The organism is Gammaproteobacteria bacterium, assembly GCA_024235095.1.
Classification (GTDB): domain Bacteria; phylum Pseudomonadota; class Gammaproteobacteria; order Competibacterales; family Competibacteraceae; genus UBA2383.
Genome location: JACKNC010000001.1, coordinates 704,777 through 726,738 on the forward strand (window position 1 = coordinate 704,777; position 21,962 = coordinate 726,738).

At 53.9% G+C, this 21,962-nt stretch carries 19 protein-coding genes and 1 pseudogene; 15 read left to right on the forward strand and 5 right to left on the reverse strand.

Annotated elements, in window-relative coordinates; translation table 11 throughout:
- Positions 1-12: 12 nt before the first annotated feature.
- The 4 genes from H6973_03005 (at position 13) to H6973_03020 (ending at position 4,214) form a co-directional block, all read left to right on the forward strand.
- Positions 13-513 (forward strand): transposase, encoded by a 501-nt coding sequence (locus tag H6973_03005; GenBank protein MCP5124625.1) that lies wholly within the window; start codon positions 13-15, stop codon positions 511-513.
- A 94-nt stretch (positions 514-607) separates the two neighbouring features.
- Positions 608-916, forward strand: coding sequence for a transposase (locus tag H6973_03010; GenBank protein MCP5124626.1), 309 nt, complete (start codon positions 608-610; stop codon positions 914-916).
- A 336-nt stretch (positions 917-1,252) separates the two neighbouring features.
- Entirely contained in the window at positions 1,253-3,481 is a 2,229-nt protein-coding gene (locus H6973_03015; GenBank protein ID MCP5124627.1) for a hypothetical protein, read from the forward strand.
- A 55-nt stretch (positions 3,482-3,536) separates the two neighbouring features.
- Positions 3,537-4,214 (forward strand): hypothetical protein, encoded by a 678-nt coding sequence (locus tag H6973_03020; GenBank protein MCP5124628.1) that lies wholly within the window; start codon positions 3,537-3,539, stop codon positions 4,212-4,214.
- Between the two features lie 211 nt (positions 4,215-4,425).
- Here H6973_03020 and H6973_03025 read toward each other — a convergent pair whose 3' ends face one another.
- A complete protein-coding gene (locus tag H6973_03025) occupies positions 4,426-6,582 on the reverse strand; it encodes a DUF4214 domain-containing protein (GenBank protein MCP5124629.1) in 2,157 nt (718 codons plus the stop codon).
- A 732-nt stretch (positions 6,583-7,314) separates the two neighbouring features.
- Between H6973_03025 and H6973_03030 the strand changes: the two genes are divergently transcribed.
- From H6973_03030 to H6973_03045, 4 genes are all read left to right on the forward strand, one after another.
- The gene (locus H6973_03030) at positions 7,315-8,079 is read left to right on the forward strand and encodes an IS5 family transposase (protein ID MCP5124630.1); all 765 of its coding nucleotides are present in this window, start codon (positions 7,315-7,317) and stop codon (positions 8,077-8,079) included.
- Positions 8,063-8,890: an IS630 family transposase gene (locus H6973_03035; protein ID MCP5124631.1), complete on the forward strand. Its 828-nt coding sequence runs from the start codon at positions 8,063-8,065 to the stop codon at positions 8,888-8,890. Before H6973_03030 ends, H6973_03035 begins: the two co-directional genes overlap by 17 nt.
- Before the next feature lie 82 nt (positions 8,891-8,972).
- Entirely contained in the window at positions 8,973-9,353 is a 381-nt protein-coding gene (locus tag H6973_03040) for a transposase (GenBank protein ID MCP5124632.1), read from the forward strand.
- Positions 9,332-9,844, forward strand: coding sequence for an IS630 family transposase (locus H6973_03045; protein ID MCP5124633.1), 513 nt, complete (start codon positions 9,332-9,334; stop codon positions 9,842-9,844). Before H6973_03040 ends, H6973_03045 begins: the two co-directional genes overlap by 22 nt.
- A 285-nt stretch (positions 9,845-10,129) precedes the next feature.
- Here the strand turns inward: H6973_03045 and H6973_03050 are convergent, their stop codons facing one another.
- Complete coding sequence (locus tag H6973_03050) at positions 10,130-10,495, reverse strand: transposase (GenBank protein ID MCP5124634.1); 366 nt, start codon at positions 10,493-10,495, stop codon at positions 10,130-10,132.
- Positions 10,496-11,185: an IS630 family transposase gene (locus tag H6973_03055; GenBank protein MCP5124635.1), complete on the reverse strand. Its 690-nt coding sequence runs from the start codon at positions 11,183-11,185 to the stop codon at positions 10,496-10,498.
- 184 nt (positions 11,186-11,369) lie between these two features.
- Here H6973_03055 and H6973_03060 point away from each other — a divergent pair, with 184 nt between their 5' ends.
- Together H6973_03060 and H6973_03065 are read left to right on the forward strand one after the other, a co-directional pair.
- Positions 11,370-12,428 (forward strand): IS110 family transposase, encoded by a 1,059-nt coding sequence (locus H6973_03060; GenBank protein MCP5124636.1) that lies wholly within the window; start codon positions 11,370-11,372, stop codon positions 12,426-12,428.
- Between the two features lie 403 nt (positions 12,429-12,831).
- Positions 12,832-13,683 (forward strand): IS5 family transposase, encoded by an 852-nt coding sequence (locus tag H6973_03065; GenBank protein MCP5124637.1) that lies wholly within the window; start codon positions 12,832-12,834, stop codon positions 13,681-13,683.
- Between the two features lie 319 nt (positions 13,684-14,002).
- Here the strand turns inward: H6973_03065 and H6973_03070 are convergent, their stop codons facing one another.
- Positions 14,003-15,061 carry an IS110 family transposase gene (locus H6973_03070; GenBank protein MCP5124638.1) on the reverse strand — a complete coding sequence of 353 codons (1,059 nt, stop codon included), beginning with the start codon at positions 15,059-15,061 and terminating at the stop codon, positions 14,003-14,005.
- A 323-nt stretch (positions 15,062-15,384) separates the two neighbouring features.
- Positions 15,385-16,559, reverse strand: a pseudogene (locus H6973_03075) (IS630 family transposase).
- A 418-nt stretch (positions 16,560-16,977) separates the two neighbouring features.
- Between H6973_03075 and H6973_03080 the strand changes: the two are divergent.
- From H6973_03080 to H6973_03100, 5 genes are read left to right on the forward strand one after another with little or no spacing between them, the layout of a single operon-like run.
- Positions 16,978-18,048 carry a glycosyltransferase gene (locus tag H6973_03080; protein MCP5124639.1) on the forward strand — a complete coding sequence of 357 codons (1,071 nt, stop codon included), beginning with the start codon at positions 16,978-16,980 and terminating at the stop codon, positions 18,046-18,048.
- Entirely contained in the window at positions 18,045-19,175 is a 1,131-nt protein-coding gene (locus H6973_03085) for a phosphoribosyltransferase domain-containing protein (GenBank protein ID MCP5124640.1), read from the forward strand. The genes H6973_03080 and H6973_03085 overlap by 4 nt, the downstream gene beginning before the upstream one ends.
- The gene (locus tag H6973_03090) at positions 19,175-19,912 is read left to right on the forward strand and encodes a hypothetical protein (GenBank protein ID MCP5124641.1); all 738 of its coding nucleotides are present in this window, start codon (positions 19,175-19,177) and stop codon (positions 19,910-19,912) included. Before H6973_03085 ends, H6973_03090 begins: the two co-directional genes overlap by 1 nt.
- Complete coding sequence (locus H6973_03095; GenBank protein ID MCP5124642.1) at positions 19,912-20,994, forward strand: cysteine protease StiP family protein; 1,083 nt, start codon at positions 19,912-19,914, stop codon at positions 20,992-20,994. Before H6973_03090 ends, H6973_03095 begins: the two co-directional genes overlap by 1 nt.
- Positions 20,991-21,935, forward strand: coding sequence for an HpcH/HpaI aldolase/citrate lyase family protein (locus H6973_03100; GenBank protein MCP5124643.1), 945 nt, complete (start codon positions 20,991-20,993; stop codon positions 21,933-21,935). Before H6973_03095 ends, H6973_03100 begins: the two co-directional genes overlap by 4 nt.
- The last annotated feature ends 27 nt before the right edge of the window (positions 21,936-21,962 follow it).

The window sequence follows — 21,962 nt, forward strand, 5'->3', positions numbered from 1 at the left end:
CGAACTTCAGCAGTGTCGCCAAGCATCAAGTCCCTCACCACCTATCAGTTCTCGTTGGCGTGGACCGTGGAAGCCGGCCCGGCGGATGTCGGTTTTGCGGCACAGCACACCCTTCTGGAGCGGGTGTGTGCCTGGCTTCCCGCAGGGGTCGAGGTCTTGTTCTGCGCGGATCGTTTTTATCCCTCGGTTGACTTATTGCGGTGGCTGGATGCGCAACCGGGCTGGCATTATCGGTTACGGTTAAAAGGGAATCTGATCGTCGATCCTGGATTTGGGGACATCACGACGACGGGCGCGTTGGCTCAGGGCCATTCGGAACGCTATTTATCCCATGTATGGCTCTTTCGGGAGGGTGTGCCGACGAACCTGGCTATTTGGCAGGAACTGGGGCATCCGGAACCGTGGATCATCGCCATGAAGGACCCGCCGAATCGCACAACCGTCCAGGATTACGCCAGTCGGTGGGGGATTGAGCCGCTGTTCTCCGATTTCAAAAATCGCGGTTTTCAATGAGAAGACACGCAGTTACAGGCCGCAGATCGGCTCGACCGGTTGCTGCTGATCATGACGCTGGCCCTGCATGGGTGTGTCCGGGTCGGCCAAGACGATGCGCGCGATCATCCCACGCCGTTGGAAAAAAACGCACGCGCAAACCGATCCCGAGCATTGGACCTTTCGAAAACTCGCCCGGAGCGCCGTTTCCTGGTTCACGCGCGGTCTGCGGGTGCTGGAAAGGCGACTTCGGATGGAACTCCCCTTACCTCCTTATCTACCCGATTTGCCCCATGATGAGGAACTGATAGGTGGTAAGGTGATTGAAGGGATTAATAACTCGATTAAAGTAGTGAAATGCGTGGGTTACGGTTTTCGCAATTTTGCCAACTTTAAACAGCGAGTCCTGATCAGCTTCGCCTAGCTCCACAAGAACCTTCGAAGAGCCAATTTTAATTCCCAGGTTCATATTGATACCTCCGAATCAATTTGAGCCGGGTGATCGAACCAATCTGGTCCGCTGCTTATCGCAACTCACTTTGGATTTTCACTAAAGCGCAGACCATTTCTTAGTGCTCACAGGACTTTTGACCGAAATGGTCTTTGCCTTGCAATAAAATTGCTTCGCAAGCGGTACAGTGGCGATATCCGATGGCTAAACACAAACATAAAGTCGCCTTCCGCTAAAAAACCGCTGCCTCCAACAGCGAATAGCAAGCCATTCATTAACGTCTCTAATGTTTGCGCGAGGACGAAGTCAATGAAATTCAGAACTTTCCAGTGGCTCTCGATGAGCTTGGGATTATGGTGGGGTTTGCTGGTCGGGCCAGTCTGGGCGGACGAGTTGCCGCTACGCATCCTGTTGGCCAACGATTCAGCCGCTGACTACGCTGGCGACCAACCCGCAGTGGCGCTCTTTCAAAATCTTGCTGTCGGAGATAACAGCGAGGCGGCGATCAAGAATTGGGTAAAAACCACCTTCGGCGCTGAATTCTCCCATGTGTATGACGCCAAATCTCCCCTTCCCAGCGGCGTGATCAGCCGCTTCAGCATCGCCAAATACGGCGTCTGGAATCGTCTGGAAACAAAAGAAGGCGACGGTCGTTCACTCTATGCTTTGATTGATCTACCCGGCAAAAGGAACTTGTGGGTGATCAATACCCACTTCTCCCCGGAACCTAAACAGCGCCTGGCGCAAGCCAATGATCTCCTGGAACATATTATTGCTGAGACCTCTCAGGATGACTACCTGGTGGTGGGCGGTCAGTTAAATATCACCGATGCCGACGATCCCGCCCTGGAAGTCCTCCAGACCGTGCTGCAAGTGGAAGGCCCGTTGCTGATCAAACAGGAAGATGGCGATGTCTACGACTGGTTACTGACCGATGCCGACTTAGCGTCATACCGCTTTGCACAGGCCCAATACGCCCAGAACAAGAGCCGGAAGTTGCAGAAGGCGCTCGATCTCGAAAGAATTCGACGCGAGTTGTATCGGTTGATCAAGGACTACCGGATCGACCTCTCCGGCTATTTTCAACCGCCGCCGCCAGTCACGCTGGATAATGCAGTCACGGTCGAAGGCGCAGTCTCGCCACAGCTTCTACGCAACCACCGCGAGTATCGGTTTACGCCGACGGGGCCGCCGGCTCTGCGCAGTCTGCATATTGAGATGGAAAGCGCTGGTCCTGGCGACGCCGATTTGCAGCTGGCCTATTGGTCGAACCAGCACAACCAATGGGTCTTCTACGCCAACCAGGCCACGCCCGGCACCAGCAATGAAAGCGTAACGATCACCAATGGCAGTCTGCTGAACCGCGAGTGGCGGATTCTCGTGGAGTACAGCGGCGGTTCGTCGGCTCCTTATCGATTGCGCGCCTTTTCGGTGTACGACCTACAAGCCTTGCATGGCCTTCTCCATCCTTCCGGGCCAACCGGCATCGCGCCGCCGGGACCGGTCGCCAGCGCGCCTTGGCAGAACGTTCAACCGGGCGGCTGGCAATTCTATGCCCTCGATGTACCGGCGAACGCCGCCGACTTGTTGCTGGAAGTGACGCGCACCGGCGGCGGCGAAGCCCATGTGTATGTCCAGAAGGATGCGCCACCCTGGTTCAATAACGCGCTGATCCAGTTGCAGAATAGCAATATTGTACACACGCTGTCCCTCAACAGCGCCAGCACCCCTCCGTTGAGCGCAGGGACCTGGTACTTTGGAGTACATACTCCTGGCCCCCAGGACGCTGACTTTGATCTGAATACGACGCTATCCTGCTGCGCCGGTCCGCCGCCGGTGATGGGCAGCGACATTCCGCTCGCCAATGGCGTACCGCAAACCGGATCGGTCTGGTTTGGGGACTGGCAGTATTACACCCTCACGCTGCCGACGAACGCCACCCACCTGGAAATAACGCTTACCGGTAATGGACCCGGCGACGCCGACCTCTATTATGGCGGCAGCCAGCCGCCTGCCCTGGGAGTCACTACGACCAACAGCCGGCGACGCGGCCATTCTCAGGAGTATCTTGCTTACAGCATCGGCTCGCCGTGGGGGCCGCTCCCCGGCCCCTGGCCTCAGTCCGTGTATATCGGCGTCTATGGATACAGCGCCGCCGCCTATGCAGTGACCGCTACCTGGTCCGACCCGGTTACCACACAAACGCTACCGGGCGGCGGACAGGTGTTTTCCATGCAAAACTTCTACGTGTATGACCCCGATCCTTTGGTCTTCGCCATACAGGTTCCGGCGGGCGCTCTTTATCGCGATCTACGCATCGCTGTGCAAACGCCTGATGATGTCGTGCTTTACGTGCGGCGGGACAACGCGCCCGACAAACTCAATTTCGATTTCAGCGCCGGCGTGGCCAATGGTCCCGAGATCATCGTTACCCCCGCCGCCACGCCGGCGTTAACCGCTGGGACGTGGTGGTTTGCGGTGTACAGCAATAATGGGCGCAGCGATATCACGGAAATTCGCGCCGAGTTACGTCCGTAATGCTCTCCATCTATTGACAACCAGGTCCGAGCGATCGGACCTTCAGGAGATTCTCATGAAGCTTTTCGGCCACGAAGCGCTGAGCAGGGAGGCGCTCGCTCAATTCATCGAGGGCCTACCCCCCAATCTCAAATTTCTCGGTCCTTTACTGACTGAATATACGGTTCATCATGCGCTTAATCGTGATGTGCTCGACGTGATCACCGCCGGGCATTGGCGTTCGGGCGGACAAAAACACCACTTTATGCGAGCTGATGGTCAAAGCGAGCGACAGGCCTACGAATTGGGCAAGCGGTGGGTTGCCAGCAACGGCAAAGAAGCCGCCGTCAGCTTGCGTAAACTGTTTAAGGCCGGCTCAACCCGAAACTTTAATCAGAACTTCGTCGCTGGACCGCTGGGGTATGCTTTTCATGCGCTTCAGGATTCGTATGCTCCAGCCCATGTGACCCGCACGAAGAGAGGGATGGATTTCATAATCACCCGCATTCATGTCTATGATGAAAAGAATAAGACGGCGCATGGTTCATGGCCAGGCCATGACGCCCTGGATCAAAAAGCGTCGGTCAACTGGCGAAACCCTTTAGGCCAGGAGGCGGTAGCCGCTTGTCGCGAGCTGGCCAAGATCGTGGTCGTCTCGGCGCTGGAAAAGACCGATACCGGTTTTGAACGACGCTGGACAAGTCTTTGGCAGACCTTTGTTTCGGTTTTTCTGCTGGAACGACTCAGTGTATAGCCGCTCATGTCAGTTGTGGAAACCATTGCCATTAACAGTTATGAGGTGAAGACCTTGCTCCCGACGATGAAAGGTATAATCTAAAATACTATCCATCTTCAGTCTTAAACCACTGTCCGATTTTCGGGATCCACTATAGTTAGCCGCTTCATCCAGTGTGATCCGATGATCGCTGTTACTGGATGAAGCTTTGAATGGCTACAGAACGGTATTACGGCAAGAACCGTTGGTAATACTCGTTGCTGTGCAGGAAGTGGTCAATCAGGCCGGCGGAAGACTGACCGCTGTCCAGTACCTCAACCCAATAGTCAAAGCCACCTGCTTCTGGAGCGCGTTGCAACATGCCCAGGTAGAGCAAGGTCACCATGATCTTGTTGTTCATCATCTGACGATATTCCGGCGATTCTGAAAAACCGACCATCAGTTGCCCTCGGGTGAATGCGCCGCTGTTGAGTTGTTCAACCCAGAAATTCAATCCTTCGTTGTCCGGTTCCCGACCGAGCACGTTGCGATAGACGAGAATCGCGAAGTCACGATGACTCAAAGCGCCATAGGTTTGCTGGAATTCCGGCGAACTGGCAAAGGCTTGAGAGATCGTGTCCAACCCGGAACCCGCCCGGTATTGCTCAATCCAGTAGTTCAGGCCCCCGGTGTCGGGGATGCGGTTGAAGTAGGCGAAGTAGAGCCGGGCGACCGGGGAGACGGTTTGGCCGAATTCAGGGGAGGCGAGGTAACCCTGGATGATGGCAGTGCGGGTGGTCGCGCCGTTTTGTAGTTGGCCCGTCCAGTACTCAATGCCGCTGTCGTCGCCTTCGCGTTGGAGGAAATCCCGGTATTGCTGCATGACGAAGAACCGGGCATTGGCGAATACGTCATTATCCTTGAGGTCGGGGTTGGAGCCTTCCTGGAGTTCGACCGGGTCGGGGATGCCGTCATGATCACGGTCATTAGCGGCGCTGTTGAGGATGAAATGCGCGGTGCAGGTCGTGTCCGCCGACAGGGTGAGGGGAGTTCCACACAGGGTGGGGGTCCAGCCGGCGAAGAGGGAGTCAGAGTCGGGCAGGGCCATCAGCGTGATGACGGTTCCCTGGGCGTAGCGAGTTGCGCAGGCGCTGCCACAATCAATGCCGGTTGGGATGCTGACCACGGTACCGTCGCCCGCACCGACTTTTTCCGCGGTGAGCGTATGTTGAATGGTGGTGAAATGAGCGGTCACCGTGCACGCTTCGCTAATCGGGCCGGTGGTGTAAGTGGTTCCATTCAAGGTTCCCTCGCAACCAGTGACCACGGCGCTGTAACCGGTGTCCGGGGTGACGGTGAAGGTGGTCGTGGCTCCGTGGTTCACGGTCTGTGATGCGGGGGTGATCGTCCCATTGGTTCCCGCCGTGGCGCTGACGGTGTAGTGGTTCGCGCTGAACGTGGCGCTGACGGTGCAAGCGGTGCTAATCGGGCCGGTGGTGTAGGTGGTTCCGTTCAAGGCTCCCCCACAACCGGTGACGGCGGCGCTGTACCCCGTGTCCGGGGTGACGGTGAACGTGGTCGTGGCTCCGTGGTTCACGGTTTGCGAGGCGGGGGTGATCGTCCCATTGGCTCCCGCCGTAGCGGTCACGGTGTAGCTGCTGTTCAGCGTGAAAGTCGCTGTGCAGGTGAGCGCTTGGGCTGGCATGGGGAAGCTAGCGGCGCAGGGAGCGGGACTCCAGCCGGTGAAGGTGCTGTTGGCGTCTGCCGTGGCAGTGAGCGTGACCGTTGCCCCTGCCAAGTAACTGCCGCCGCCCGTGACGACGCCGGTACCGGTGCCAGCGGCATTCACCGTTAGGGTATAGGTGGGATCGGGAGCAGGGCCGGGATCGGGAATGATGTTGAAAGTAGCGGTGACGCTCTTTTCGATATCCATGGTGACGGTGCAAGTACTGCTACCTGAACACGCGCCGCTCCAGCCGGCGAAGGTCGAGCCGCTGGCGGGCGTGGCGGTGAGGGTGATGGCGGTTCCGCTGGCGTAGCTTTCTGTGCAGTCGCTACCGCAGTTAATGCCCGTGCCGGTGACCGTGCCGGTTCCTGTACCGGCTTTGAAAGTGGTCAAGGTATAGCCGCTATCCTCAACCAGAGTCTCTAGCCCCAGCTCTACTCCCGTCAGCTCAATACCGCTGGGGCTGGCTCCGTAACCGTCTAAGCGGAAGGCGATCTTGTAGGTTCCAGCGGGAAGCTCGCCAATGTAGATACTTTCGGGTTCCGTAGAGACGGGCGGAACATACCGCTGGTCAATTTCCCGTACCGTATTCTCATTAACGAAGACTCGTAAAAATCCTTCGCCGCCTTCAACAAACCGATAAGAAAAACGCAAGGTATTAACGGGTTCGGTAGTAGTCACGCTTGTGACGAGCCACGACGCTTCAGTAGGTGTAGCAGTGGCAGTAGATGCCGTTCGCTGAGATTTAGAAAGCTGCTGACCAAGAGTGATAGTACTACATAGCCACGTTCCAGGCTTGCACTGCGCTGATCCTTCGTACCCATCCAGAATAGCATCCACTGATGACAGTGAAGAATATTCAAGATGGGAACTCTGTTTTTCCACTGATACCGGAGTACAGGTCGATCCGATAATATGGCATTCCTTATCCTTTTCATATTGCTTGTTTAGATCATCAAGCGTTTTCCCTGATTCCACCGATAGTGGATAGCCCATACCGGTTTTTATATCGTCAGCCGTAATCGGATCAACTAAGTTATGGTTGTTTAAAGCATCGAGATAGAATATATCGATGGTCTTCCCATAAAACCGGTAAGGTCGGTCGTGATCGCAAGTAATGTTCAAGCCATTAGCACCTCCACATTTAGCGTCTGGGTTAGTAGGAGTGACATCGATGTTGTATCCGAATCTCAGGTGCAAATCTGTTTTATCCAAAGGATCAAACGAGCATTTATGACTGGCTCCGCAATTATCGCCACCAAGGAGAAGAAGCGTTAGATACCTGTAAAGCTCCAGGGGCACCGTGGGTGATCACGCCAGATATCGATGCCTGGATGAAAGAGACGATCTTAGAATCTGTCTGGCAAAAAAGTATCTACCAAAGTCAAGCGGTTTTTACATTCAGGACAAGCCATGGGCTATCCAAGCGACCTAACAGACACCGAATGGGATCGGATTCATCACCATTTTCAACCCAGCGACCGGCGTGGTTGTGGGTGTCTGCATCCGCGTAAACTGATTGTCGACGCCATCTTGTACGTCGTGAAATCTGGCTGCCAGTGGCGCATGCTGCCCAACGATTTTCCGCCGTGGCAAACGGTTTACGATCATTTCAGCCGATGGAGCAAACGCGGTGTCTGGGAATCGGCACTGGATCAGCTCAACACGCTCTATCGCCAAGCCCACGCGCGTTCGGTATCGCCCAGTGACGGAATCATCGACGCGCAGAGCGTCAAAACCGAGTACGCGAGTGAAGAACGCGGCATCGACGGAGGCAAGACAGTCAAAGGGCGTAAGCGCCATATTGGGGTCGATATACTCGGCAACCTCCTGCAGGTGTCCGTGCACGCAGCCCATTGCGCCGATACCGTGGCGGGGGGTCCTGTCATGGCGCGTGCAGCGGAGAAGCACCCGAGCATTGACGCGTTTTCTGGTGATGCGGGCTATCGCGGGACGGCCGTGAAGTTCGTGGACGAGACGCTCGGGCTGGTCCTGCACCTCTCAACCAAGATCAAAGACGGATGGGCCGTCCTTCCGAAACGTTGGGTTGTCGAGCGCACGTTCGCTTGGCTCGGTCGCTTCCGCAGGCTCAGCAAGGATTTTGAGATCCTGACGGGCACAGCCGAAAATATGATCCGCATCGCCATGCTGAAGAAAACGCTTGCAAATTGCATCTGAACTTTTGCCAGACAGACTCTTAAATTCAACTCCACAAGAGCAGGGTGATGATACGGTATTGTGGACCTCAAAAATCATGGTTGATTTGCTAAAAGAACGCTTCGATCTCTGGGTATCGCCGTCCACCGTGAATCTGCACCTTCATGCGTTAGGCTTGAGTGTTCAAAAATCCTGTTATCGTGCTTTTGGCCGTGATCCCGCCAAAATCAAAAAGTTTATTGATGAAGACTTCCAAGAGATTCAGAAACTTGCGCAGGAGCTGAACGCTGATCTTGCCTTTGAAGATGAATCTTGGATCGGATGCGGTAATCACTCTGGACGGACCTGGGGACTTGTGGGTCAGCCGCCTGAAATCAAAGCCTGTGATGAAAAGGGCGGTGATCCTGTGCTCTCGATGGTCACGGCGGACGGTGAATTGATGTTTCAGATCACGACGGAAAAACTCAACAGTTCCGTCTACATTGAATTTCTGAAAAAAGTGTTGCGTAGCCGAACTCGACCCTTAATAGTCATTGCCGATCGAGCGTCTTATCCTACCTCAAAGGAGGTGAAGAAGTTTGCCGAGGACCATGCACAAAATATCCGGTTATTCTTTTTACCGCCTCATTCACCCGAGTTAAATCCCGATGAACAGGTCTGGAATGAGATTAAACATCGCCAGTTAGAAAAACAACCGATTAAAGGTCCTATCGACTTTGAGCATCGCCTGTATTCTGCTCTATTCAAACTACAGAATTTTAAAGAAAGAATTCAGTCATTCTTTAAACTACCCGACACTCAATATGCGGATCTTAAACCGTCTCCAGCATAAACAATATGGGGATATCTATAGTCAAACAGTTTTTTATTAGTTAATATATAATGAAGAAGTTAGCTCAATAAGGAGTATTGCAATGTCCAAGCCGTATAGTGAAGATTTAAGAACAAGAGTGATACAGAGTTACTTGAATGGTCTGTCGAAAATGGATATCGTTACGCTTTTCAAAATAGGGATGGATACTTTGAATCGTTGGATTCGTCAGTATTTGCAAACGGGGGATATTAAACCAAAAAAAAGGACTCAGTTTCGTGCAAGAAAATTCAGTGACTCTGATTTAACGGATTACATTAGAAACAATCCTTCGGTGACCCTCAAACAAATTGCAGAACATTTTTCGGTTAAACCCTCATCGGTTCAAGCAAGATTGAAAGCACTCAATATTACATATAAAAAAAACAATTTCTCTACGAAGAAAGGGATGAACAACAAAGAATGGAGTTTATTCAACAATTAGCGGCGAATGCATCCCGGGGAGATGATGCACAACAAATTGTTTATGTAGATGAATCTGGATTTCATAATAATGTAAGAAATGAATTTGGCTGGAGTCCAAGAGGCGAAATTATTTTTGGTGAAAGGAAAAGCAGACCCACTGAAAAACTAAATTTATTGGGTGGACTACTCAACAATGAAATCATTGCGCCACTTGCCTATCAATCTTATACAGATACGGAGATATTTAATACTTGGCTTGAGAAATTCTTAATCCCTGAACTTCCAAAAAATTGTATTATCGTGATGGATAATGCTCGTTTTCACAAATCGGAAGAAACACGAGAAATCATTGAAGACAATGGCCACCAATTGTTGTTTTTGCCTCCTTATTCACCGGATTTAAATCCCATCGAAAACTACTGGGCACTTCTTAAGGGAAAGTTGAGGAAAATTGTTGCAAATTTTCAAAATCTTTTTGATGCGTTAGTTGCGGTTTTCCAAACTATCTAAAAACTGTTTTACTATATTAGAAAGACTATAAGATATTACTGAATACCACTAAAATATTCCATTCTACATGTAAAAACAGCCTGGACAAAAAATATAAAATAATTGATAACCCAGCCATAAGTAGAGCTGCTAAAGCTCTCTGTATAATAGTTTCTCCTTCGATACTATGATCACTGTCAAAGCTAACTGGATGTGTACCTAAAAATTTTAGAATTGCCTTAGAGACTAATGGAATGGTCCGCCCCGCTCCTCCAATTGTCTTGCTAATAGTTATCCCCACAAAAATCATGCTGGAGCTTTTTCAGGATTAGCGTATTGAGTATCAGGGAGCCTAAAAAATGATTTGACCCTTTCCTGAAATTCTTTTAGCTTTTCCAAAGCAGAATAAACGCGCGCTCTGAAATCAGCCCGGTTTTTAATTGGCTCCTTTTCCAGATGATCATTTTTGATCTCATTCCAAACCTGTTCATCCGGATTTAACTCTGGCGAGTGGGGGGGAAGAAAGAACAAGCGGATTTGTTTTCGATGCGTCTCAAGAAAGGCTTTGACTTCTTTCGAGGTATGATAAGACGCATTGTCCGTGATGACAATTAATGGGCGCTCTCGACCCTCTAATGCCTTCTCTAAAAAGGCAATGAAAACCCCACTCACTCATTTTTGAGTGGTCACTTCAAATATTAACTCGCCCGTCGCCGTAACCATCGATAAAATGTGAAACCCACCCCGGTCATCACTCACTTTAATTTCAGGCGGATGACCGACTAAGCCCCACGTCCGTCCAGAACGCGTATGGCCTTGAACCCATGACTCATCCTGAAACGCAATATCCGCTCCAAGTTCTTGAGCCCGCTTCTGAATCTCTTTAAATTCTTCATTAATAAACTTTTTAACTTCCTCCTGATCCTGGTTTAAGGCATGATAACAAGGTTTTTGACAACTCAGTCCTAATTGATGTAAATGCAGACGAACCGTGGCATCCGATACCCATAAACCAAAGTACTCTTTCAATAAATTAACCATGATCTCTAAAGTCCATAAAACCGTATCATAGCCATGATCCGCCGGCGTCGTATTGAGTATCGTTTCTTTTAACCATCGATCAATATCCGGAGTCATCACACACGTGGCGCCGAGCGCTTTCCGGGTATCCAGGGCTTCTTCTCCTTCATAACGATAGTTGCGAAGCCAATCATAAATACTCGTTCGGTCGATACCCAAAAAATCAGCAACAAGCTCCGGACCATAATGCTTCTCTTCGACCGCGCGAACCGCAATACGCCGGATGTAATTCATCACTTCATCCGGTATTTTACGTGCATCAAACATCCATTCCGCGTTCATTGCCGCACCTCCTCTATAAATTTAGAGTCTCTAAAGAGGTCTTCTATAGTTATTAGACAATTTGATTAACGCTCAGTTCGTTGATAATGTAGGGATAATCGTTGGCAAGCCTAAACGAGCCCAAAGCGGGCAAGATAGTGAATGCTGACTCACATCATATTAACCGAGATAACGGAGCGGACCCATGAAAGAGTATACCAATGAGCGCGTCATTAAGGTTGTCGGCATTGATCTGGCCAAGCGGAGTTTTCACGTTTACGGCGTGGACGAGAACGGTCAACGGGTGATCCGCAGGACCTTCAACCGGGTACGTCTGAGTGAATTCATGGCGAATCTGCCCGCCTGTACGGTGGCCATGGAAGCCTGTGGCAGTGCGCACTATTGGGCGCGGCAGTTCCGGGAGGACGGCCATGAGGTACGGTTGATCGCGCCCCAGTTCGTGAAGCCCTTTGTGAAATCCAATAAAAACGACGCCGTCGATGCCGAGGCGATTTGCGAAGCGGCCCAGCGGCCCAGGATGCGGTTGGTGGCGATCAAGAGCGTGGAACAGCAAGATATCCAGGCGATTCACCGGATGCGCAGTTTGGGGGTGGAACGCCGCACCGCCCAGGTCAATCAGATTCGCGGTTTTTTGTTGGAATACGGCATTGAAATCCCGCAGGGGCGTGTGGCGGTGAACCAGCGCCTGCCGGAGATTCTTGAGGATCCAGAGAACGGCCTCAGCGAGCGCTTCCGGGCTGAGCTACGCGAGTTGGCTGACGAACTCCGTCACTTGGATGAACGGGTTGCTCATTATGACGCCCAGATTGAGACCCTGGCGGAAAGCCATCCGCAGGCGCAAGCGTTGATGACGATCCCCGGTCTGGGCGCCAAGGGCGCGACCGCGTTGGTAGCGGCCGTCGGCGAGGATCCCCGACTCTTTAAGAACGGGCGGGGTTTGGCGGCTTGGCTGGGCCTGGTGCCGCGCCAGCACTCCACCGGTGGACGGGACCGCTTACTGGGTATCAGTAAACGGGGGGATGTCTACCTGCGGCAGTTGCTGATTCATGGCGCCCGCGCCGTGTTGCGCTGGGTCGAGCGCAAGGACGATCCGACGAGCCGCTGGGCCCGGGGACTGAAAGGCCGTCGCCATGCCAACGTGGCGGCCGTCGCGTTGGCCAACAAGATCGCCCGGATCGCCTATGCGGTGATGACGACCGGCCAGCCCTATGATGCGGCCAAAGGCGCTCTGGCTCCGGTTTGAGTCTTTCTACGCTTCATCCGCGACCCGGTCGCTACGACCACCCCAGTACCTCCCACCATAAGTTGCGAAGAGTGAATCTCACGGTGATGGCATGAAAGACCAGTTCTGCATTTCCGAAAACCTGATTCGTACAAAAGCCGGCTCTGCCGAGACTGCGAGACTGATAAGGACGGAGATGCGCGCGAATTCCATCAGGGCACGAGGGCAGGCGAGCGCCTCAACACGATGCCGGATATATGGCCGCAACTTTTCCTTCAGCCAAACGGCGATTTCCTCTTGCATCGCGGGGCGGACCATATATGTACGAAAAATAACATATTTATTTTATTTATTGTTTTTTTGATAGAATTACCCAAAAAAGCCCAAATTATTTTAGTTTCGAAATTTTTGTTCGAGGTACGCGATGTCTTGGCCGAAGGAAAAACCGTTTAATCGCTATCCCAGTGATCTCACCGATGCGGAATGGGAGAGGGTTCAACCCCTTTTGGAAGAACGCGAGCCAAATACGCGAGGACGTCCCCGAGAAGTGGATCTCCGCGAGATTTTAAATGCAATTTTTTACATCAATAAAACGGGTTGTCAGTGGCGATATCTTCCCAAAGATTTTCCGGCGTATACCACCGTCAGCACTTATTATCATCAATGGATCAATAACGGTGTTTTCGAGAAAATTAACACGGCGCTTCACCAAAAATTTCGTCAAGAAGTAGGGCGAAATGAGACCCCAAGCGCCGCGATCATTGATAGCCAATCGGTGAAAGGCACTCAGGAATGTGCGGATGAAACAGGATTTGATGGAGGCAAGTTAGTTAAAGGAAGAAAAAGGCATATTCTAGTGGATACAATGGGTTGTCTAATTTATGTCGGGGTGCATGCCGCGAATATTCCGGATGTAAAAGGCGCACCACAGGTATTACAAGGTGGGCTATCCATCGCCAATACGATCCGGAAAGTTTGGGCCGATGGTGCTTATCAAGGTGAGTCCCTGGCTCAATGGCTTGAGAAAAACTTTAACTGCACGATTGAAGTTGTTAACAAAAATAAAGAAGAGAAAGGATTTCAGGTTTTACCTCGGCGATGGGTTGTTGAAAGAAGCCTCGCTTGGTTGGGGCGATCTCGTCGATTAAGTAGAGATTACGAAAGGAAGCCTGCATCGAGTCAAAGTCAAGTCTACCTTGCTTCAATTCGATTAATGTTGCGAAAAATATTTAAGAATCGTGAATTATTGCAGGAACCCATTTTAGAGGCTGCGTAGGATATTAAGTTTTCGTACATATATGGTCCGCCCCGCGATGCAAGAGGAAATCGCCGTTTGGCTGAAGGAAAAGTTGCGGCCATATATCCGGCATCGTGTTGAGGCGCTCGCCTGCCCTCGTGCCCTGATGGAATTCGCGCGCATCTCCGTCCTTATCAGTCTCGCAGTCTCGGCAGAGCCGGCTTTTGTACGAATCAGGTTTTCGGAAATGCAGAACTGGTCTTTCATGCCATCACCGTGAGATTCACTCTTCGCAACTTATGGTGGGAGGTACTGGGGTGGTCGTAGCGACCGGGTCGCGGATGAAGCGTAGAAAGACTCAAACCGGAGCCAGAGCGCCTTTGGCCGCATCATAGGGCTGGCCGGTCGTCATCACCGCATAGGCGATCCGGGCGATCTTGTTGGCCAACGCGACGGCCGCCACGTTGGCATGGCGACGGCCTTTCAGTCCCCGGGCCCAGCGGCTCGTCGGATCGTCCTTGCGCTCGACCCAGCGCAACACGGCGCGGGCGCCATGAATCAGCAACTGCCGCAGGTAGACATCCCCCCGTTTACTGATACCCAGTAAGCGGTCCCGTCCACCGGTGGAGTGCTGGCGCGGCACCAGGCCCAGCCAAGCCGCCAAACCCCGCCCGTTCTTAAAGAGTCGGGGATCCTCGCCGACGGCCGCTACCAACGCGGTCGCGCCCTTGGCGCCCAGACCGGGGATCGTCATCAACGCTTGCGCCTGCGGATGGCTTTCCGCCAGGGTCTCAATCTGGGCGTCATAATGAGCAACCCGTTCATCCAAGTGACGGAGTTCGTCAGCCAACTCGCGTAGCTCAGCCCGGAAGCGCTCGCTGAGGCCGTTCTCTGGATCCTCAAGAATCTCCGGCAGGCGCTGGTTCACCGCCACACGCCCCTGCGGGATTTCAATGCCGTATTCCAACAAAAAACCGCGAATCTGATTGACCTGGGCGGTGCGGCGTTCCACCCCCAAACTGCGCATCCGGTGAATCGCCTGGATATCTTGCTGTTCCACGCTCTTGATCGCCACCAACCGCATCCTGGGCCGCTGGGCCGCTTCGCAAATCGCCTCGGCATCGACGGCGTCGTTTTTATTGGATTTCACAAAGGGCTTCACGAACTGGGGCGCGATCAACCGTACCTCATGGCCGTCCTCCCGGAACTGCCGCGCCCAATAGTGCGCACTGCCACAGGCTTCCATGGCCACCGTACAGGCGGGCAGATTCGCCATGAATTCACTCAGACGTACCCGGTTGAAGGTCCTGCGGATCACCCGTTGACCGTTCTCGTCCACGCCGTAAACGTGAAAACTCCGCTTGGCCAGATCAATGCCGACAACCTTAATGACGCGCTCATTGGTATACTCTTTCATGGGTCCGCTCCGTTATCTCGGTTAATATGATGTGAGTCAGCATTCACTATCTTGCCCGCTTTGGGCTCGTTGGAGGAGCGGGGCGGACCATTCCATTAGTCTCTTAGTGCCAAAAGATTTTTCAGAATTAGTCGGGTACACCCCAAATAGATTTGCGACAGCTACAAATGGAACTGATAGAATAGATGAACCTATAGGAAAATAGTAGAGGATATGATTATTAACTATTTCTAGTTGATAAGGTTGATAACCATGTGACTCGATTTTTGGCAAATTATAGCGATCAAGCTGAATAGACCCATGATCTAGCAAAGACTGACTGACTAGTGGGCTGACACAGAAGTTTTGACAGGTTCAGAGGTTTCTAGGTCCACCGGGGTTTCAGAAGATTTCAAGGGAGGATAGAGGCGCTTGAGTTTGACCCGGGCCAAGTCGGTGCCGAACTGCCAGTGGATTTTGGTCTGACGTAGGTTGCGTGGGCCTTGCCAAGCGGCGATTTCCTTCCGCAAAGTTTCGAGGTTCGCAATGCGGCGATTCAAACACTGGCCGGCGAGAACAGCGAACTCACATTCCGCCATATTGAGCCAACTGCCATGCTTGGGGGTGTAATGAAATTCGAGCTTGCGGGTGATCCGGCGGGCTTCCTCTGGAGAAAAGACACTATACAAGGCCGCAGGAGTGTGGGTATTGAGGTTATCCACGACCAACCGGATTCGCTCCGCCTTCGGAAAGTACACATCAACGAGTTGCTGCATTTGCTGGGCAAAATCGCGTTTGGTGCGCTGTTTCGTGACATTAACATGACGCCACCCGCGCAAGGGTTGTACGAATAGAAATAAATTGGCGGTGCCTTCGCGTTTGTATTCACAGTCATAGCGCGCCGGTTGACCCGGGCGGGCGGGTTGAGGACAGCGGGTTTCGCTGGTCAATTGCACCGGACTTTCATCGAAGCACACTTGGGGGTATTGAGGATCATCGGGTTCGGCGTACAGGTCCAACACATCCTCCATATGCCAAACATAATCGGGACTGACACTGGGAATACACCATTCTTGACGTTGCCAGGGTTTGAGGTCGTTTTTTTAAGGATGCGCCGCACACTCTCACGGGAAATGGCTTCGATGGGCCGGAGTTCCATGAAGCGGTCCGCTAACAATTGGAGAGTCCACTGACAACGGCCAGCGGGCGGGGTACTACAGGCCAAGGCGACCAGAAAGGCGGCCTGTTTGCCGGTCAAGGCCGGGGGCAAACCGACTCGTGGCCGCTCGCTTAACGCCGCCAGCAACCCTTCGTCGACAAACCGTTGACGGGTACGATGAACGGTCGAAATCCCCAAGTGAAGGCTTTGGGCAATGGCCTCATCCGTCGCCCCTTCCGCAGCCTGCAGCAACACATGGGCACGGGCAACCTTGCGCGCCGCTGCCTTGCCTTTATGAATGACCTTCAGCAGGTCTTCCCGCTCCTCTTCAGTTAGATCAACCAGATACTTGTGGGCCATGGTGATTCCTCCTGTTGATCTCAACCATAGGGCACCCACCGCTACCTGTCAAAACTTCTGTGTCAGCCCACTAGTAATGCATATTTTGAGTCTGATATCTGGCCAGCTGGAGCAGCAATGAAAATCAAGAAATTAATTGAGAATATTGCCATCACTACTAAGCTAGCGTTCTGCTGGATAGTATTAGTAAATTTCAAGATTCAGTCCCGCGATAAATGTGCAGATAGAGTTAACGAGACGGTTTTATAGCCGCCTCGGGCCAATAAAATTGAGCAATTACCGAACCGGCGGCGTGTATTGTAATCCGCCCTGCATCCACAGCGCATTCAGGCCACGCGCGATTTTCAATGGACAATGGACTTGGTTAAGTCAGGCTTTTTTGGTTTTAATCGACCTTCACTGGGGAGTGTACTAGAAAGTGCGATCAATCGTTACGCTTGGAGAAACCAACGGATGGAAATTTGTTGCCAAACGCAATGTTCAACCTGGCACGTCAATACGCATCCTGTTGCTCGGTAAACGCGGTAGTCTGGTGCTCTGGCTAGAAAATCTGCATCGCGCTTGCCTTCGACTCGGTCATGCCGCACGGATATTCGCTATCAATGGCGATACGTGGAACTCGCGCCTGCGGGTTAAATGGCAGGGGCGAAGCGCGACGACCGCTGACTGGATGTTGACCCGGTTCGAGCGAACTTTGGCGCGATTTCGTCCTGACGTGGTGATCGTGACGGGTGCGTTTGGCGTTTCGCTGGACTATTACCGGATTTTGCATGACCGGTCCCAGCGACCGTTGATTGCAGGTCTGGTCGGCGATCGCTTTCCACTCAACAGCAAGGCGCGGGCGGATGGTTGCGACCGGTTGTACTTCACCGATACCTATTTTTTCCAGGATGCTGAACAGGCTGGCTTTGCCCCAGCCAAGCGTTATTTGCCACTGGCGGTCGATCCCGACCAGTTCCAGCCGAGCAATGCGCCTCGTGATCCCCAACTGTTGTTCGTCGCCAGCCGCACCGGGTTCCGTGAATCGACAGTCCGTGGTTTGCATGAACCGGCGCGGGTGATCGGCACCGACTGGAGCGCGCTGGCCGCTCAGGGATTTCACCATGTGCAAAACCGCAAGATCGGTCGCGGCGCGCTGATTCGGCTGTACCAGCGCCATCAGGCGGTGCTCAATGTCCGCAATGAAGCGAATGTTGAACATGGTTTGAATCAGCGCAGTTTTGAACCGCTGGCCTGTGGCGCAGTCGTCTTAAACGATCATTTGGTCGATTTACCGCGTTGCTTCGAGCCGGGCCGGGAAATTTTGGTGTACCACAACGCCGATGAACTGAACGATCTGGTCGCCCGCTTGCGACGGGAGCCGGAGTTTGCCACGCGCATCGCAGAGGCGGGTCGTCAACGGGTGCTGGCCGAGCATACTTATGCACATCGTGTCATATTCATTCTGAATGATATGGGCATATTGCCTTCCGTAAGGAGAACCTCTTGACGTTGCGAACCGTGACCGCTCCTATCCAGGCCGGTTGTTTGGACTTGATGCTCCGTCGGGAGGAGTGGCCGCTGAACGAGTGCCTGACCTACGCGACCCGCCAGAATCCCCGGCGGCTGTACCTGTTCGTCAGCAAGGTGCTGGGCAAGCACTGGCCGGTGCGTCCCAGCGTCATGCGCGAGGTTCACCAGCGGTTGGCGGCGAAAATTGCCGATCTGCCGGGTCCGCTGCTGGTGATCGGCATGGCGGAAACCGCGACCGCACTGGGACGCGGGGTCGCCGAGGAAGCCGCCTTGCAAAATGGGCGCGATGACGTGCTGTATCTGCAAACGACCCGCTGCCGGTTGGTGCGGCCCTTGGCTTTCGCCTTCGATGAGTCTCACAGCCACGCCCCGGATCATGCAGTTTACCTGCCGGAGCCAGCGCTACAGCCCCTGTTTCAGGCAGCGCGCAGCCTGGTGTTGGTGGACGATGAGATTTCCACCGGGCGCACCCTAGTGGAGCTGGCCCGCGCTTATTTACAGGTCAATCCACGAGTTGAGCAAATTGCCTTGATCAGCATCGCCTGCTGGCTGAGTGCAGTGCGGCAGCGGGAGTTGGCGGCGCTGCTGGAGCGTCCCGTCCAATTCCCGGCGCTGATTGAAGGTGAATTCAGTTTTACCGCCGATCCGGCGTTTCCGCCGCCTGCGTTGCCTGATGCCTTCGCTGATTCGGGACAATACCATGACGCTATCGCCACCGATCCTGCACGTAACGGATTGATCGCTGGATGTTGGGGCGATCCCCTTTCCTTCCGGGAGAGGGCCAGGGTAAGGGAGGCTGATCGCCCGCTGACTGTTATCGGTACCGGCGAATATGCCTACACGCCGTTCCGCGTTGCTCTGGCTTTGGAAGAGGAAGGCTACGACGTGCTTTACCAATCCACGACGCGCTCGCCAATTTTGGTCGGAGACGCCATCGCCATCCGGTGGGAATTTACCGATCATCAAGGCGATGGCATTCCCAATTATCTTTACAATCTGGACCCTGACCGGTTTCCGGTGGTGATCTACGAACATCCTGCATTGTCCCAGGCGCATGTCTTGCCAAGCATGCTCGGCGGTTTGGCGCTTGCCGTGGAGGAATAATGCCGCGCGTGGTGGTTTTTCTCGATCTGGACGACACTATTCTGCAAACTGCTCCCAAGTGTCCGCCTGATGAGCCGTTAGCGCCCGCCGCTTTTAATCGTGCGGGTGAAGTATTGTCATTTATGACCCGCGCTCAGCAACGCTTGCTGAATTTCTGGCTGGAGCAAGGGATCGTGATTCCCGTCACCGGGCGCACAGAGCGCGCGCTAGAGCGGGTGGCGATTGACTTTAATTCTTGGCGCATCACGCATCATGGCGCGGTGATTCGCCAGCCGGACGGTTTGTTGCCCGTCTGGTGGACGAGCGAAGTGCGTCCGGTATTGGCGGCGGCCCGGTCGCTGCTAGAGGACTATTGGAATCGTTTGAGCGGCAAGGCGACTGGAGAAGGCTACCGGATCAGCCGTCATGAGATTGACCATTGCCTGACCTATCTTTCTGTCAAGGCCGATGATGACGGTGCAACGCTGGCGCGGCTGGCGGCGCGTTTGCAACGGAAAGGATTGCCAGCGGAACTGGCGTTGCACTGGAACAGCAATAATCTGGCGCTGATGGTTCGGGGGGCGCAAAAGCACGATGCGGTGCGGCGCGTGGCGGAGGCGTTGCGGCGTGAAGGACCGATTGTCGCCATTGGCGCGGGCGACAGTTTGACCGATCTGCCCTTCATGCGCGTCTGCGATTTTGCCCTGACGCCCAGGGATAGTCAGATTCAGAACCAAACTTGGAGCGAGTATCGCTGATGGCGCTGTTCACCGGCAGTTATCAACCCGAGGATACAATCTTCCTGTTGAAGCCGTTGCAACTGGAAATGGTGGATGTGGCCACCAAGGAATGGCTGATTCAGTCTGGTCAGCGTCATTACAGCGAGATGCTCGCCCTAGAACGCGCGCCGGGGCCGCGTTATTTGCAATTGTTTGAGGCGTTGACCGACCGTTACGCCCGACGATTAGCGGCGGAGATCATAGCGTTAGCACGCTACTTGGCGGAGAGCCGGCCCCGGCAGATCACCATCGTGTCGCTGGCCCGCGCCGGCACGCCCATCGGCGCGTTGCTCGCGCGCGCCCTGCGGCATCGGGGACGCTTCGATGCGCGCCACTATTCGATTTCCATCATTCGCGACCGAGGCATCGACGAAAACGCCCTGAAATTCATCCTTCGCGCCGAGGGCCGTGATGCCAGCGGACTAGCCTTCGTGGACGGCTGGACCGCCAAAGGGGTGATTACCGAAGAGTTGCGCCGGGCTTTGAGACACTGGAATAACCATCAGCCGGAGCAACTGGAAGCAACGCTGCATGTCGTGTCAGATATTGGCGGAACCGCCGATGTCGCGGCAACTTATGACGATTACGCGATGCCCAGCGGCGTTCTCAACGCCACAGTATCGGGATTGACCAGTCGCTCGATTCTCAATGCCGCTATCGGTCCCGACGACTTCCACGGTTGTGTGTTTTACCAGGAATTTACGCCCTGCGACCGTTCAAACAGGTTTCTCGATCAAGTAGCCCGGCATTTTCCCACGGTTGAACCGGGTGCCGTGCGCAGCAATCTGGAAGAACGTCAGGAGCGACGGCGGGCGATGACGGATTTTTTAGCGCGCCTTCATGATCGTTACCGCATCAGCGACCGCAATTTCATCAAACCCGGCGTCGCTGAGGCGACCCGCGTGTTGTTGCGTCGCGTACCGGGACGACTCCTGCTGCGTGATCCTGCGCATCCTGACGTTGAACACCTGCATTGGTTGGCTCAGGAAAAGCAGGTTCCCATCACCATCGATCCCGCTATGCCGATTCAGGCAACCGCTCTCATCAAGGATCTGTTATGAGTGTCATTCCTGTCGACTTTCGCGCGTCTCACGCCCATTTTCACGCCGAGTCCGCGCGCACCCTGTCAGCGACCGAATTGGGCGCATCGTTGTACGTACCGGCCAGCCGCCCGGATCTGGCGCAGATCGCACAGGGGCAAAAACCGCTCTCGGTGCGCTCGCTGATTTTCTGCACCGAAGATGCCTTGCATGAACGGGACCTGGAGCCGGCGTTGCAGCGACTGGCGGCGCTGTTGCCGGAGCTGGAAACCGGATCGGCGCTGCGTTTCATTCGTCCGCGTAACCCGGCGGTGTTACGCCGATTGTTGCGCATGGAGGGCATTCAACGAATTCAGGGATTTGTCCTGCCCAAGGTCGGACCGCGCTCGCTGGGGGATTGGTTGCGGGTTTGGGATGACCGCTATGATCATTGGCTGATGCCCGTGCTGGAAACCCCGGAAACCTTTGATCGCCGGCAGATGGAGGTGTTGCGCGATGGGTTTGAGGATAGCGGATTGCGCGACCAGGTGCTGTGCTTGCGGATTGGCGGCAACGATCTGTTGAACCTGCTAGGCGTTCGCCGGGCGCGCGGCGCGACAGTGTATGACACACCGTTGCGTAGCGTGATCGCCGATCTGGTCTGCGTGTTTCATCCGGTGGGCTACACGCTGAGTGCGCCGGTGTTTGAACGCCTTGATACGCCGGAGGTGCTGGCGCGTGAGGTGGAGGCTGATCTTCAACATGGGTTATTGGGTAAAACAGCGATTCACCCCCTACAGATTCCGGTGATTGAAGAACAATATCGAGTCTCTCGCGACGATTACGAAATGGCCTCGGCTATCCTGCGTCCCGATGCATCCGCTGTGTTTAAGTTGCGTGGGACATTTTGCGAACCGGCCACCCATCAACGCTGGGCAGCGGGTATCCTGGAACGAACCAGAGTGTTCGGCGTGGTGGGGTAAAGCCTATCTTGCCTAACAAATACAATA